This is a genomic window from Ensifer sp. ENS09 (genome assembly GCF_014852425.1).
Classification (GTDB): Bacteria; Pseudomonadota; Alphaproteobacteria; order Rhizobiales; family Rhizobiaceae; genus Ensifer.
The window spans coordinates 1,145,107-1,158,981 of record NZ_JACVBP010000002.1 but is presented as its reverse complement, the minus strand read 5'-3'; the positions used below and the strand labels follow the sequence as shown (position 1 = coordinate 1,158,981).

Sequence of the window (13,875 nt, the reverse complement as noted above, 5' to 3'; positions counted from 1 at the left end):
AAGGCTTCTGCCTGCAACCCTGGGCGGTTGCGGCGCCCGATAGCCGGGCTGCCTGGGCGAGGGGGCAAGCATGGTCGCGCGCGTCAGCACGGTGGCATTTCAGGGTATCGAGGGACTGCCTGTTGACGTGCAGGTGATGGTCGCGCCGGGCAAGGTCGGCATGCAGATCGTCGGCCTGCCGGACAAGGCCGTCGCCGAAAGCCGCGAGCGGGTACAGGCGGCCCTGCATGCCTCCGGTCTCGCCCTGCCGGCCAAGCGGGTGACTGTCAATCTCGCGCCCGCCGACCTGCCGAAGGAAGGCAGCCATTTCGACCTCGCCATCGCACTCGGGCTTATGGCAGCCCTCGGCGCCATCCCCGGCGATGCACTGGCGCCTTACGTCGTGATCGGCGAACTCAATCTCGATGGCACCATTGCCGCCGTTGCCGGAGCGCTTCCCGCCGCGATCGGCGCCAATGCGCTCGGCAAGGGGCTGATCTGCCCGGCCGAAAGCGGACCCGAGGCGGCCTGGGCCGGCGCCGATATCGATATTCTTGCGCCGCGCAGTTTGATCGCGATCGCCAATCATTTCCGCGGCACGCAGGTGCTTTCGCGGCCTGAAGCCGCCATCCGCTCGGGCGCGTCTAACCTGCCCGATCTCGCCGACATCAAGGGACAGGAGAGCGCCAAGCGGGCGCTCGAGGTGGCTGCTGCCGGCAACCACAATCTCTTGATGGTCGGCCCGCCCGGATCGGGCAAGTCGATGCTTGCTGCCCGCCTGCCGTCGATCCTGCCGCCGCTCAATCCGGCCGAATTGCTCGAAGTGTCGATGATCCACTCGATCGCCGGGCAACTGCCGGGCGGCAAGCTTTCGGACCGACGGCCGTTTCGCACGCCGCACCATTCCGCCACCATGGCCGCGATGGTTGGTGGCGGCCTTCGCGCCAAGCCCGGCGAGGCGTCGCTCGCCCATAACGGCGTGCTGTTTCTCGACGAGTTTCCGGAATTCACGCCGCAGGTACTCGATGCGCTGCGCCAGCCGCTCGAAACGGCCGAATGCATCATCGCCCGCGCCAATCACCGGGTGAGCTATCCCGCTGCGATCCAGCTTGTCGCCGCCATGAACCCCTGCCGCTGCGGCATGGCCGGCGAGCCGGGCCGTAGCTGCGCCCGGGGCCCGCGCTGTATGTCCGACTACCAGGCGCGCATCTCCGGCCCGCTGATGGACCGCATTGATATCCGCATCGACGTGCCGGCCGTCAGCGCCGCCGACCTCTTGAAGCCGGCAGCGGCCGAAAGCAGCGAGGTCGTCGCCCGTCGCGTCGCCCGCGCCCGCGCCATACAGATCGACCGCTTTGCCGCCCTCGGCCATGCGGAGTTGACTAGCAATGCCCGCGCATCGACCTCGCTGATCGAGAAGATCGCGGCACCCGATGCGGCCGGGCTGCAGCTGCTCAGGGACGCTGCCGAAAAGATGAAGTTCTCCGCCCGCGGCTACCACCGTGTACTGAAGGTTGCCCGCACGCTCGCCGATCTCGATGGCTCGATAACCGTCGGCCGCATTCATCTCGCCGAGGCGATTTCCTACCGGATCGCCGGCGAACGGCTGCAGGCGGCTGCCTGACGAGGGCAGACACGACTGTGCATGCCCAGCTCTCGCCGTCTCGGGCACGCATGATGCTGGAGTTGAAGCGGATCGTCCAAGCTTTCTTGAACCAGCTTGGCCGGCGGGGAGTGAACTGGATGACAGATACTCCAAATGGCAGAAGAACGGATCGCGCCGAACGTCGGATCAAGGCGTCGCCGTCGGCGATCTACGCCGCGCTGGTCGATCCCGATGCGGTGGCGGTCTGGTTGCCGCCCGAAGGCATGAAGGGGCAGGTGCATGCCTTTCAGCCGCACGTCGGCGGCGTCTTCCGGATGACGCTGATCTACGAGACGCCGGACGACAGGACGCAGGGCAAGAGCTCGGAGGATGCCGACATCGTTTCCGGTCGCTTCGTCGCGTTGGAGCCGGATCGGTGCGTGGTGCAGGAGACGGAGTTTCAATCCGACGATCCGGCTTTTGCCGGGACGATGCGGATCACCTGGGCGCTGGAGCCGGTGGCAGATGGCACCCGCGTCAGCGTCACCTGCGAAAACGTGCCGGAGGGCATTTCGAAGGAAGATCACGACGCCGGCCTGCGCTCGACGCTCGCCAATCTTGCAGGCTTCACGGAGCAGGCTGGCTGAAGCAGAACCACGCATTAACGACAAACAAAAAGGGCGCCCGTGGCGCCCTTTCCAATTGCAAGTGATGCCAGCCCGATTAGCCGCCCAGGCCCTCGAACAGCACCGTCGAGAGGTAGCGTTCGGCAAAGGACGGGATGATGACGACGATGGTCTTGCCGGCATTTTCCTCACGCTGGCCGACCTCGATCGCCGCCGTGAGCGCGGCACCTGCGGAGATGCCGACCGGTACGCCTTCGAGCTTGGCGACAAGGCGGGCGACCTCGATCGCTTCCGCGCTGTTGACGGTGACGATCTCGTCGTAGACCGTGGTGTCGAGGATCGCCGGGGCAAAGCCTGCGCCGATGCCCTGGATCTTGTGCGGGCCGGGGGCGCCACCGGAAAGAACCGGCGATTCTTCCGGCTCGACGGCGATCACCTTGACCGAGGGCTTGCGCGCCTTCAGCACCTGGCCGGCGCCGGTAATCGTGCCGCCGGTGCCGATGCCGGAGACGAAAATGTCGACCGCGCCGTCCGTGTCGTTCCAGATTTCCTCGGCCGTCGTCTTGCGGTGGATTTCCGGATTGGCCGGATTTTCGAACTGCTGCGGGATGATGGCGTCCGGCAGCGTCTCGACCAGTTCCTGCGCCTTGGCGATCGCGCCCTTCATGCCCTTGGCACCTTCGGTTAGCACCAGCTCGGCGCCGAGCAGCGCCAGCATCTTGCGCCGCTCGACCGACATGGTCTCCGGCATCGTCAGAATCAGCTTGTAGCCTTTGGCGGCCGCGACGAAGGCGAGCGCGATGCCGGTGTTGCCGGAGGTCGGCTCCACCAGCGTCGTGCGGCCGGGCGTAATCTTGCCCTGCGCTTCCAGGCTCTCGATCATCGCCACGCCGATACGGTCCTTGACGGAGGCGATCGGGTTGAAGAACTCGAGTTTGGCCAGCAGGTTCGCCTTGACGCCCTTTTCCTTGGCAAGCTTGTCCAGCCGCACGATGGGCGTGTCGCCGATCGTTTCCGTGATCGAGGAGTAGACGCGGCCGCGGCCGGGCTTGCGTGTGTCGGACATGGGTTTCTCCCTTGGGCGTGAAGTGTCGTGCTATGAGAATAGGAACAATGAACGCGCAATTCCAGAACGACAAACACCGCGCGGTGATCCGCCGAAGGAAAAACCACCGGCGAAGTCGTTGTTCGGGAAAAGTTTTTTCAGTTGGCGCGAACGGCGATATAGGCCGCCGTTCCGGCAAGCACGCTGGCGGCGACCCGGTTCAGCGCTTTCAGGGCCTTCGGTTGCTTGAGCAACAGGCGCGCACGCGAGGCGAGCAGAATATAGGGTACGAGCACGCTTAGGAGCACCAGGAAGGTGGCGGTCAGCAGCAGGCCGTAATCGCCGGGGCCGATCGCCCTGATGTCGATCAGCGTCGGCACGAGCGCCACGTAAAACAGCATCGTCTTCGGATTGCCGAGCGTGATCAGCAGGCCGGACAGGAAGGACATCGCCGCACTCGTCGAGGGCTTTGCCTTGATGTCCTCGGGCAGCAGCCCCGCGCTCCAGAGCTTCCAGGCGATGTAAGCGAGATAGAGAACCCCGGCAAACTTCACCACCAGGAAGGCTGTGGTGAAGGTCTGGGCGATCAGCGCGAGCCCGAGGATAACGGCCGTCAGATAGATCATGTCGCCAAGCGCGATGCCGAGACCCATGAAAAAGGTTTCGCGGAAACCGGAGCCGAGCGCGCGCGCAACCAGCGCCGTCACGCCGGGGCCGGGGATGGCAGCGGCGATGAAGAGCGCGCCGCTATAGGCGATGAGGGCCGCGAGCGTCATGGAACGTCCTTGCGAAGATGATACCGATTTTTACCGCAAGCGACCGAAAAAGGAAATCACCGAACTGCGATCGGCGGGCGTCTGCTGGCGAAATTGATCGGGTGACAAGTCTGGCGTTGTCCGCTGCTGCGAAATGCGTAGAGCTTGCTGAAAACGAGCGAAAGGCGCCTCTCCATGCCCGAGTTGAAGGATATGATCGGCTTTGCCCTCCTGGCCCTTGGCATGGTGCTGACGCCGGGGCCGAACATGATCTACCTGATCTCGCGCTCGATCAGCCAGGGGCCTGGCGCCGGATTGATCTCGCTCGGCGGCGTGGCGCTCGGCTTCGTCGTCTACATGGTCTCGGCGGCACTCGGGATCACGGCGCTGCTCCTGGCCGTGCCCTTCGCCTATGATGCGCTTCGCATCGCCGGTGCGGCATACCTTCTCTATCTCGCCTGGCAGGCGGTTAGGCCCGGCGGACGCTCGCCCTTTCAGGTCAAGAACCTGCCGAAGGATGGGCCGAAGAAACTGTTCGTCATGGGCTTCCTGACGAGCCTGCTTAATCCCAAGGTGGCGGTGCTCTATCTCTCGCTGCTGCCGCAGTTCATCCGGCCGGAGCTCGGCAACGTGCTCGGCCAGTCGCTGGTCTTCGGCTCGATCCAGATTGCGACCAGCGTGACCGTCAACGCCATGATCGCGCTGGCCGCCAGCGGCATCGCCGCCTTCCTTGCCGGGCGGCCGTTGTTCATGGTGGTTCAGCGCTGGGCGATGGGCACGGCGCTGTTCGGCTTCGCGCTGAGCATGGCCTCGGAAGCACGGCGCTAACGCGCGTTTGCCGATGCCTTCTTCAATCCCGGAACGGGCTTACTCGAAAACCGGCCGCATGAAGCTGCGCTCGTAGCTGAGGATGCAGCGCGTCTTCTCGGCATAGGCGAAGGCCTCCTGGCATTCGGGATCCGCGGCCATTTCCTTGCGGTAGGCCTCGTATGCGGCCAGGCTCGGAAAGCTGAAGAGCGCCAGCGCAATATTGTTCGCCCCCTCGTGCGGCAGGAAGTAGCCGTGGTGCGTGCCGCCCAGCCGATTGACGAGCGGGATCCAGAGCTTGGCATAATGCTCGAACTCGGCCGCCTTGTAAGGGTCGATAACGTATTTCAGGTAGCAGGTGATCATGCGGTTCTCCCTTCGCGTTCCCGCTTGATAGAAGACGGAAACCGAAGTTTCCAGCCAAGAGTCATGCCGGCGGCCGCAACGAGGATCGCGACCGAGCCGGCGATCTGGATCGGCTGCAGCTGGTGCCCGAAAGCGAAGCGGTCGACGACGATCGCGGCGATCGGATAGATGAAGGAAAGCGCGCCGGTCATATGTGTCGGGAGCCGCTGGATCGCGCCGTAAAGCAGCACATACATGAGCCCGGTGTGGATGATGCCGAGGGTCAGGACGATCGACCACTGCGTTGCACCTGACGGGGCGGGTGCGGCAAGCGCCATCGGTGCCAGCATCACGGTGCCGGTGATCACCTGGATCAGCGCGATCAGATGCGGCGGCGTGCCCTTGAGCAGCTTGGTCGCAATCGCCGCGATCGCGTAGAAGAAGGCAGCGCCGATCGAAAGAGCAACGCCGATCAGGTAGTCTTCGGGCGCGAAGCCCTGGCCGGGCTTGGCCGAAATGATCGCGAGCATGCCGGAAAACGACACCAGCAGCCAGAAGATCTTGGTGACAGTGATCTTTTCGCCGAGGAACACGGCGCCAAGCCCCAAGAGCATGAAGGGCTGGGTGTTGTAGACCATGGTCGCGATCGAGATCGATGCGTGGGAATAGGCGGCGAACAGCAGCAGCCAGTTGACGACGATGGCGATGCCGCCGACGACCGACAGCAGCAGCATCCGCCGGCTGAAGTGACGACGGTCGAGAAGCCCGAGCACCCCGGCGATGGCAACGAGTGTCACGGCCCCGAAGACGCAGCGCCAGAACACCACGCTCGTCACCGGCTGCCCCGACATCAGCACGAACCAGCCGATGGTACCGGAGATCAGCATTGCTGCCGTCATCTCGATACTGCCGCGTGCGAGCTCGGTATTCATGGTCACTGCTCTCCTATTGGTGATCGCAGAATAGCCGGTACTCATGGCCTTTCCCATGGATGAACGAAGGCAGTTGTGCTATATTGCCTAATTATCGAAGTTCTGATTGTTGTTGTGGCTTATGGTGTCGTGATGCTGGACGAGATAGACCGACGAATCCTCGACATACTGGCAGCCAATGCCCGGGTGTCGCTGAAGGAGCTGGCGCAGGAGGCGGGGCTCTCATCGCCGAGTGCTGCGGATCGGCTGCGCAAGCTGGAAGAGCGCGGCGTCCTCGACGGTTTCACCATCGCCCTCAATCCGGCGAAGGTTGGCTATCCCTTGCAGGCGGTCATCCGCGTGCGGCCGATGCCGGGCATGCTGCACATCGTCGAACGGCTGATCCAGGAGACGCCGGAATTCGTCGAGTGCGACAAGGTCACCGGCGACGACTGTTTCATCGCCAAGCTCTACGTGCGTGACATGGCGCAGCTCGACACGATCCTCGACCGGATCGCCGAGAAGGCGCAGACCAACACCTCAATCGTCAAGTCGACGCCGGTCAAGCGCCGCCTGCCGCCGCTCCTTTAATGGGAAATCTGTCTTAAACGCCGGTCGAGCCGAAGCCGCCGGCGCCGCGTGCCGTCTCGCTTGCCCCTTCGGCCTCGCGAACAGTCACCTGCGTGACCGGTGCGATCACCATCTGGGCGATGCGCATGCCGCGCTCGATGATGAACTCCTCGTCGCCGAGATTGACCAGCAGCACCTTCACTTCGCCGCGATAGTCGCTGTCGATCGTGCCGGGCGTGTTGAGGCAGGTGATGCCGTGCTTGAAGGCAAGGCCAGAGCGTGGGCGGATCTGCGCCTCGTGGCCGGCGGGCACTTCGAAAATGAAGCCGGTCGGAACGAGGGCGCGCTTGCCTGGGTTAAGCATCAGCGGCCGATCGGCGGGAACGCCCGCGCGCAAATCCATGCCGGCAGCGCCTGCGGTCTCGTAGGCCGGAAGCTCCAGGCCTTCGCCGTGCGGCAGGCGAACGAGGTTGAGGGTTGGGCGGGATAGGGGCGTGTGCGTGCTCATGCCCGCATAAGCCGGGCCACGGGCGCCTCGGTCAATTGCATAATCGGGGCCGAGCCTGTAAAGGACGCGGCAACTCACAGGATTTTACGATATGGCTGAAACTCTCGCCGAGGCGGTCTCCCGCCGCCGCACATTTGCGATTATCGCCCACCCGGACGCCGGTAAGACCACGCTCACGGAAAAGTTGCTGCTGTTCGGCGGTGCGATCCAGCTCGCCGGTGAGGTCAAGGCCAAGAAGGACCGCATCCAGACCCGTTCGGACTGGATGAAGATCGAGCGCGAGCGCGGCATCTCGGTCGTCACCTCGGTGATGACCTTCGAGTATGGCGGCAACGTCTTCAACATTCTCGATACGCCCGGTCACGAGGACTTCGCCGACGACACTTACCGCACGCTGACGGCGGTGGATGCGGCCGTCATGGTCATCGACGCCGCCAAGGGTATCGAGCCGCGCACGCTGAAGCTCTTCGAAGTCTGCCGCATGCGCGACATCCCGATCATCACCTTCGTCAACAAAATGGACCGTGAAAGCCGCGATCCCTTCGAGATCCTGGACGAGGTCGAGGAAAAGCTGGCGCTCGACTGCGCGCCGGTGACCTGGCCGATCGGGCGCTCCAAGACCTTCTGCGGCTCCTACAACCTCGCCGACAACACCGTGCGCGGGTCCGACACGCAGGAAATCCCGACCAAGGTCAACGGCCCGGAAATGGCCTCCCATCGCCTGCCGGAAAACGAGCGCGATGCCTTTACCGAAGAGCTGATGCTGGCGATCGAGGCGTGCAAGCCCTTCGACAAGAAGGCCTTCCTCGAAGGTCACCTGACTCCGGTCTTCTTCGGCTCGGCGCTGCGCAACTTCGGTGTCCGCGATCTCATCAATGCGCTCGGCGACATCGCGCCGCCGCCGCGCGATCAGGTGGCGGATGTCCGCACGGTGCATGCCACCGACGACAAGATGACGGCCTTCGTCTTCAAGATCCAGGCCAACATGGACCCGAACCATCGCGACCGCATCGCCTTTGCCCGCGTTTGCTCCGGCAAGCTCGAGCGCGGCATGAAGGCGCGCCTGTCGCGCACCGGCAAGCAGCTCGGCCTCAGCGCCCCGCAGTTCTTCTTCGCCTCGCAGCGCCAGCTCGCCGACACGGCCTACGCAGGCGACGTCGTCGGCATCCCGAACCATGGCACGCTCCGGATCGGCGACACGCTGACCGAGGGCGAACCGCTGGTGTTCCAGGGCGTGCCGAACTTCTCGCCTGAAATCCTGCGCCGCGTGCGCTTGGAAGATGCGATGAAGGCAAAGAAGCTGAAAGAAGCGCTGCAGCAGATGGCCGAAGAGGGCGTCGTGCAGCTCTTCTCGCCGGAAGACGGTTCTCCGGCGATCGTCGGTGTCGTCGGTGCGCTGCAGCTCGACGTCTTGAAGGAGCGCCTCAGCGCCGAATACGGCCTGCCGGTCTCCTTCGAAATGTCGCGCTTCTCCGTCTGCCGCTGGATCTCGTCCGACCAGCCTGCCGAACTCGACAAGTTCGTCACGGCGCGCCGCGGCGACATCGCCCGCGATCTCGACGGCGACCCGGTGTTCCTGGCGCAGGACAGCTTCTCGCTGCGCTACGAGGCCGAGCGCTACCCGGCGATCAAGATGGTCGCGATCAAGGAATATCACGTCGCCAAGGCGGCCTGATTGTTTGCGTCCGGCCGGTGCCAAGGCATCGGCCGGCCTCTCGGCGCTCAAGCGCCGTTTCGGGACGAAATCCCTAAACCGAAAAATCGAAACGCGGCGACGAACGATCGAGCATGGCCATGCTTTTACGAGCGCCCCAACTCTGTTCGATGGCCGGCGAAAGTGCTGTAAGCAGGCGTGCGATGTCCTCGCGTGCCGTCTCGTGCAGCGCTTCCGCTACGATCAGCGCTCGCGTTGTCTCAGGTCGTATCGCCGAAAGGCCGCTCTGCCGGTTGGTCCAGCGTCGCGCATGCGCCCGCCCCTCGGCGTCAGTGAAGACCACTTCGGCTGGTTCCGGATTTTCTGTTTCTCCTGAGAACGTCAGATAGCTCTCGTTGCCGAATGCCCGGCAGACATGCAGATGGCCGGCAACCTGCGCCAAGTCGAAGACCGCGATCGGAATGGCGAAGGCGAGCGACGCGGCGTTGCAGAGATCGATCAGCGGGTGGATTGAGGGTAGGTCGCCTTCCTTGCGGAAGCGCCGGAGCAAGGCTTCGGACGCCGAGCGATACTGCGTCGGCTTCAATCCCATCTTGGCAAAGGTCCGGCGCCAGGCCTGGATCTCGGGCAGGTCGCTTTCCGAACCTGAACCGAGGCGATCGTTCGCGATCGCCTGGAAATGGCGAACATGGTCCCCGATCGAGACACCGCCGCTGATGCCATCGATGAAAAGCGCGCCGGCGCTCAGCTCCGGGAAATCGCGCCAGATGTCGTCTACGTGCTGGAAGTGCATGGAAGTCCTCGAATTGGGTGCGTTCACTCTGGTTCAGGCCTTTGCGGTGGGAAGGGCGCGTGCTGTCCTTCGGCCAGCGCGGATCTGGGGTAGGGTCATGCCGAGGACGGCGGCGAGCACGCAGCCGATCCCAAGCAATTGTGGGACGCCGACCGGCTCGCCGAGCAACAGAAAGGCAAAGGCGACGGCTGAAACGGGCGCCAGCGCGGTGAAGACGGAGGCCTCGGTGCCGCTCACTTTGGCCGCCCCCGCATACCAGAGCAGGAAGCCGGCAACGGTCGGGATGAGGGCGTAGTAGAGAACCGCAACGATTGCGTCCCTGTCGATCGCGGCCGTTGCATGCGTCTCGAAGAGCGCGGGGATGAGGGCGACCACGAAGCCGAGGCCGGCCATCAGCGTCGAAAGCGCGAGCGGCGAGATCTCCGTCTTCACGCGCTTGTTGAGGAGGATGAAAAGGCCCTCGCAGATGACGGCGCCGAAGATAAGGGCGATGCCGAGCGGCGAATGGGTGCCGCCTTCACCGGGCTTGAAGACGATGGTGAGCACGCCGGCTGCGGCAAGCGCGATCGCCGCAAGCACTTTGCGGTCCGGGCGCTCGCCGAGAAGAAGGATGGCGATGGCGGCGGAAACCACCGGCAGGGTGCCGATCACCACGCCCGCATCGGTTGCCGACGTCAGGCTCAGGCCGGCGATCAAGAGCGTCGTATAGCCGACGCTGCCGGCGCCCGCCTGGGCGATGAGGAGAAGCCAGTCGCGGCCTTTCAGTTTCGGCCATGACGTCCTGGTGAGCCACATCAACAACAGGAAGAGCGGGAAGGCGACGGCAAAGCGCAGCGCGGTGGCAGTGAATGGTGGCAGGCCCGCTGCGATGATCTTGCTGGCGATGACGGTGCTGCCGACGAGGATCATCGCGAGCGACAGGTAGAGATAGCCTTGAAATTTTCCCGACACGTCCGTTCTCCGTTGCTGCGCCACGCTTGTCGCTGCGCGGCCGGTGCAGCAATGCGCCCGGGGGAGGGCTCCGGTCTTGAACGGAATTGCGGGTGTTACTTTTTGGCCTCGGCATAAATGCCGGGCGAGAGGCCATATTTGCTGACGAAGACGCGGGTCATGTGGCTCTGGTCGGCAAAGCCGGCCGTAAACGCAGCCTCCGCCAGCGGCATGCCTCCACCGATCAGGCGGCGAGCGAGATCGATCCGGCGCTGGACGATATAGGCATGTGGCGTCAGGCCGACCGCGCTTGCGAAATTGCGCACCAGCTGGAACCGGCTGAGCCCGGCTTCAGCGGCGAGATCGGCAAGCGTGATCGCGGCCGTCGGGTCGTCGTCGATCATCGTCTTGGCCGCCGTGACTGTTGCCGGCCTCTCACCCTGGTGTCGCTTGCCGGTGGCAAGAACGCCTGCCAGCAGCATGAGGAGCTGTTCTTCATGCCGGATGGCGTGGGCCCTAGCCGTTGGGTCGGTGATGGCCGCAAACAGCACCCGAAATTGATCTGCCACCTCCCGGTCGTGAAAGGCGGGGGCAGTGAACTCGCCGGAATCCGCACGGCCCTGGCTGATATCCTCGGCGGCAGTGGCGATGACGGATGGATCGAAATAGAGCATGCGCCAGGCGCGGCCGGCATCGCCGATCGGCATGCCGTCATGCACTTCGCCAGGGTTGACGGTGATCATGTCGCCAGCGCCGGCTTCGACCATGCCACGGCCACTGAGCGACTTCTGCGCGCCCTCATAGATGAGACCGATGCCGAACTGATCGTGCGTGTGACGGGCGAAGGACTGGCGCGTTTCGGCCTCGACCGCGTCTATGCCCGCGGCCGCGCTGTGCAGCATCCTGATCTTGCCCTTCGACATCTCGCGCGCCTGCTCCGGTCTCCAGCTTCGTCTTGTACACCGCAGCGCCGCCGCCGGCCATCGCAATGACGCGTCCTCGGGCCCGCATCCGCGGCTCACGGAAACTTTCATCTTTTCGACGTTGCAATCACCGGCCGCATCCTTACGTTGCGATCCCAAGCGGCGCGAAAGGGAGATGATCGAAATGCTGGATCTGCGTGTTCACTTCCTCGAAGCGGACGGATCTCTGGCGCCGTGGCGCGAACGGATACTGGAGTCCGTGCGCGAGACCGCCGAGCGGATCGGCGCGGCGGTTTCTGCCTCGGAGAGCGCCGCACCCATCGATGTCCTCGTCGAGCATCGTGCGGGTGAGACGATTCCCGAACTCGGTGTTGCAGGCGCCTGCTATCGCAGGGCGCTGGTCTTCTTCACGGTCGATCCCGGCAACGAGAACTTCGAGGCAAGCCTTGCTGCAGGAGAAGTGCGCAAATTGCTGACGCACGAGCTGCATCATTCCTTCCGCCACGGCGCCTGCGGTTATGGTTCCAAGCTCGGCGAAGCTTTGGTCAGCGAGGGGCTAGCCGATGCCTTCGATGCGGAAATCAACGGCGGCGACGGCCACGCGTGGAATCATGCGCTCAAGGCTGCAGACTGGGAAGGCTTGTTGGAGCGCGCCGAGCGAGAGCTCTGGGCCGAGACCTATGATCATGCGGGCTGGTTTTTCGGCACCGGTCGCTCCCTGCCGCGTTGGGCCGGCTACACGATCGGCTATCACCTCGTGAAGACCTATCTGGCGGCGAACCCGGATGCGCGCCCGTCGCAGATGACGGCAACGCCCGCATCGGTGGTGATCGGCGAAGCCTGGGCACCGCTCAAGGAACGCCTGCTCGTTGCGGCATGATGGTTACGCCCGAGGCGGCTAAGTGTGCGGCGGCCCGTCGCGATCGCGGCCCGGCAGCTTCCTGACGTCGCCAATCCAGGGCAGTGCCGAGGCGCACCAGATCTGTGAGCGTGGCCGGAGCTGCCGGCGCTGATTGATCGTTCCCACCCGGATGCCGACCTCCAGGGCGTCCTCGTCCGTGCCGGTCGTATAGATCGGCGAGCCGCAGTTGGGGCAGAAGAACTGCAGCCGCTGCCGGCCGTTTGCGCCGATCTTCACATAGAGCTTCGGTTCGCCGCCGGTCAGCCGGAAGTTCTCTCGCTCGGTGCCGGCTGTGACGCGGTAGGCCGATCCCGTCAGTTGCTGGCAATCGGTGCAATGGCAGATGCCGACATCGGCCGGATCGATCTCCGCCTCATAGGTCACGAAGCCGCAATGGCATTGCCCGTCGATGTGCATGAAGCCCTCCCTGAAAGCGGGAGAGCTAGGGCGGAGCCGCAAAAAGTGTATGCCGTTCTCATCCGCCCCTGAACCTCAGCGAGTGATGGGGCTCGACGGTTGCGACGCTTCGTTCCCCCCCTGTGGCGTAGGGAGGACGGGCGATGGTGCGATGCCGTTTGGTTCGCCGCCGCTTACACGCCAGTGAACAGCCACTCGTGTTCGCGGGCGTTGTGGAACTTCCAGATGCGCTTCGGCCCGGCCATGACGTTGAGATAGTAGACGTCGTAGCCATGCACGGCGGCGACCGGATGATAGCCCTTCGGCACCAGCGTCACGTCACCGTCCTCGACAGCCATGGTTTCGTCGAGCGAGCGGTCGTCGGTATAGACGCGCTGCATCGCAAAACCCTGCGGCGGGTTGATGCGGTGGTAGTAGGTCTCTTCCAGATAGCTCTCGGCCGGCAGGTCGTCCTGGTCGTGCTTGTGCGGCGGATAGGAGGAGGTGTGGCCGCCGGGCGTGATCACCTCGACGACGAGCAGCGACTGCGCCGAGCCGTCGTCTTCCGGCATGATGTTGGTAACGTAACGGGTATTGGTGCCCTTGCCGCGGGTCATCTGCGGATGCGTGCCCGGCGCGATGACCTTCGTTTTGAAGCCGTCACCGCCCGGGGCCGAGCAGATGGCGAGATCGAGATCCGAGGTTGCCGTTGCCTGCCAGCGGCTGCCTTTCGGCACGTAGACGGCATAGGGCTGGCCCACAAACGGCGTCATGCGCTCGCCGAGTTCGCCGAAGCTTTCGCCGTCGACGGCGACCTTTGCCTTGCCGGACACCAGCACCAGGCAGATTTCCTTGTCGCCGGTCTCGCCCTCGGTCGTCTCGCCCGCTTTCAGCCGTTCCAGCGCGAAGCCGACATAGGTCCAGCCGGCGCTTTCCGGTGTCACGTTTTGCATGAGGCCCGATTTGGCCTTCGGTTTGACGAGCAGCCTGGACATGTCGATCTCCCTAACTCTTTATCATGGGGTGCCGGTCGTGCGGTCTGCCCCTCTCCTCGGGTTTAACCCGAAGGCTAGCCCACTCCCCGCTCGCGGGGAGAAGGTGGCGTTAGCCGGATGAGGGCTTTCCTCACCGTGCGGATGACGGGCCG

Annotated in this window: 16 protein-coding genes; 6 read left to right on the top strand and 10 right to left on the bottom strand. The window is 64.3% G+C overall.

Features of this window, described 5'->3' with window-relative positions; genetic code table 11:
• Positions 1–70 precede the first annotated feature (70 nt).
• Together IB267_RS13690 and IB267_RS13685 are read left to right on the top strand one after the other, a co-directional pair.
• Positions 71–1,603 (top strand): YifB family Mg chelatase-like AAA ATPase, encoded by a 1,533-nt coding sequence (locus IB267_RS13690; RefSeq protein ID WP_192448071.1) that lies wholly within the window; start codon positions 71–73, stop codon positions 1,601–1,603.
• Between the two features lie 119 nt (positions 1,604–1,722).
• Entirely contained in the window at positions 1,723–2,211 is a 489-nt protein-coding gene (locus tag IB267_RS13685; RefSeq protein ID WP_192448070.1) for an SRPBCC family protein, read from the top strand.
• 76 nt (positions 2,212–2,287) lie between these two features.
• On the opposite strand, the gene cysK is transcribed toward IB267_RS13685, so the two are convergent.
• Both cysK and IB267_RS13675 read right to left on the bottom strand, forming a co-directional pair.
• Positions 2,288–3,256, bottom strand: a complete 969-nt coding sequence (cysK, locus tag IB267_RS13680) for a cysteine synthase A (protein WP_192448069.1) — start codon at positions 3,254–3,256, stop codon at positions 2,288–2,290.
• 137 nt (positions 3,257–3,393) lie between these two features.
• Positions 3,394–4,011, bottom strand: coding sequence for a LysE family translocator (locus IB267_RS13675; protein WP_192448068.1), 618 nt, complete (start codon positions 4,009–4,011; stop codon positions 3,394–3,396).
• Between the two features lie 174 nt (positions 4,012–4,185).
• Between IB267_RS13675 and IB267_RS13670 the strand changes: the two genes are divergently transcribed.
• On the top strand, positions 4,186–4,818 hold the full coding sequence (locus tag IB267_RS13670; RefSeq protein ID WP_043615486.1) for a LysE family translocator: 633 nt from the start codon (positions 4,186–4,188) through the stop codon (positions 4,816–4,818).
• A gap of 39 nt (positions 4,819–4,857) precedes the next feature.
• Here IB267_RS13670 and IB267_RS13665 read toward each other — a convergent pair whose 3' ends face one another.
• Both IB267_RS13665 and IB267_RS13660 read right to left on the bottom strand, forming a co-directional pair.
• Positions 4,858–5,163: an NIPSNAP family protein gene (locus tag IB267_RS13665; RefSeq protein WP_192448067.1), complete on the bottom strand. Its 306-nt coding sequence runs from the start codon at positions 5,161–5,163 to the stop codon at positions 4,858–4,860.
• Positions 5,160–6,074, bottom strand: coding sequence for a DMT family transporter (locus tag IB267_RS13660; RefSeq protein ID WP_192448066.1), 915 nt, complete (start codon positions 6,072–6,074; stop codon positions 5,160–5,162). Before IB267_RS13660 ends, IB267_RS13665 begins: the two co-directional genes overlap by 4 nt.
• A 132-nt stretch (positions 6,075–6,206) precedes the next feature.
• On the opposite strand from IB267_RS13660, the gene IB267_RS13655 reads away from it, so the two are divergent.
• Positions 6,207–6,644: an Lrp/AsnC family transcriptional regulator gene (locus IB267_RS13655; RefSeq protein ID WP_043615495.1), complete on the top strand. Its 438-nt coding sequence runs from the start codon at positions 6,207–6,209 to the stop codon at positions 6,642–6,644.
• Between the two features lie 13 nt (positions 6,645–6,657).
• Here the strand turns inward: IB267_RS13655 and dut are convergent, their stop codons facing one another.
• Positions 6,658–7,131: a dUTP diphosphatase gene (gene dut, locus IB267_RS13650; protein ID WP_192448065.1), complete on the bottom strand. Its 474-nt coding sequence runs from the start codon at positions 7,129–7,131 to the stop codon at positions 6,658–6,660.
• A gap of 91 nt (positions 7,132–7,222) precedes the next feature.
• Between dut and IB267_RS13645 the strand changes: the two genes are divergently transcribed.
• A complete protein-coding gene (locus IB267_RS13645) occupies positions 7,223–8,806 on the top strand; it encodes a peptide chain release factor 3 (protein WP_043615500.1) in 1,584 nt (527 codons plus the stop codon).
• A gap of 73 nt (positions 8,807–8,879) precedes the next feature.
• On the opposite strand, the gene IB267_RS13640 is transcribed toward IB267_RS13645, so the two are convergent.
• From IB267_RS13640 to IB267_RS13630, 3 genes are all read right to left on the bottom strand, one after another.
• Entirely contained in the window at positions 8,880–9,578 is a 699-nt protein-coding gene (locus IB267_RS13640; protein ID WP_192448064.1) for a B3/4 domain-containing protein, read from the bottom strand.
• A 33-nt stretch (positions 9,579–9,611) separates the two neighbouring features.
• Positions 9,612–10,529 carry a DMT family transporter gene (locus IB267_RS13635; RefSeq protein ID WP_192448063.1) on the bottom strand — a complete coding sequence of 306 codons (918 nt, stop codon included), beginning with the start codon at positions 10,527–10,529 and terminating at the stop codon, positions 9,612–9,614.
• A gap of 95 nt (positions 10,530–10,624) precedes the next feature.
• On the bottom strand, positions 10,625–11,431 hold the full coding sequence (locus IB267_RS13630; RefSeq protein ID WP_192448062.1) for an AraC family transcriptional regulator: 807 nt from the start codon (positions 11,429–11,431) through the stop codon (positions 10,625–10,627).
• A 184-nt stretch (positions 11,432–11,615) separates the two neighbouring features.
• Between IB267_RS13630 and IB267_RS13625 the strand changes: the two genes are divergently transcribed.
• A complete protein-coding gene (locus IB267_RS13625; protein WP_192448061.1) occupies positions 11,616–12,311 on the top strand; it encodes a DUF2268 domain-containing putative Zn-dependent protease in 696 nt (231 codons plus the stop codon).
• Positions 12,312–12,329: 18 nt separating this feature from the next.
• Here IB267_RS13625 and IB267_RS13620 read toward each other — a convergent pair whose 3' ends face one another.
• Both IB267_RS13620 and iolB read right to left on the bottom strand, forming a co-directional pair.
• Positions 12,330–12,749: a GFA family protein gene (locus IB267_RS13620; protein WP_192448060.1), complete on the bottom strand. Its 420-nt coding sequence runs from the start codon at positions 12,747–12,749 to the stop codon at positions 12,330–12,332.
• 173 nt (positions 12,750–12,922) lie between these two features.
• On the bottom strand, positions 12,923–13,723 hold the full coding sequence (iolB, locus tag IB267_RS13615) for a 5-deoxy-glucuronate isomerase (protein ID WP_192448059.1): 801 nt from the start codon (positions 13,721–13,723) through the stop codon (positions 12,923–12,925).
• Positions 13,724–13,875 lie beyond the last annotated feature (152 nt).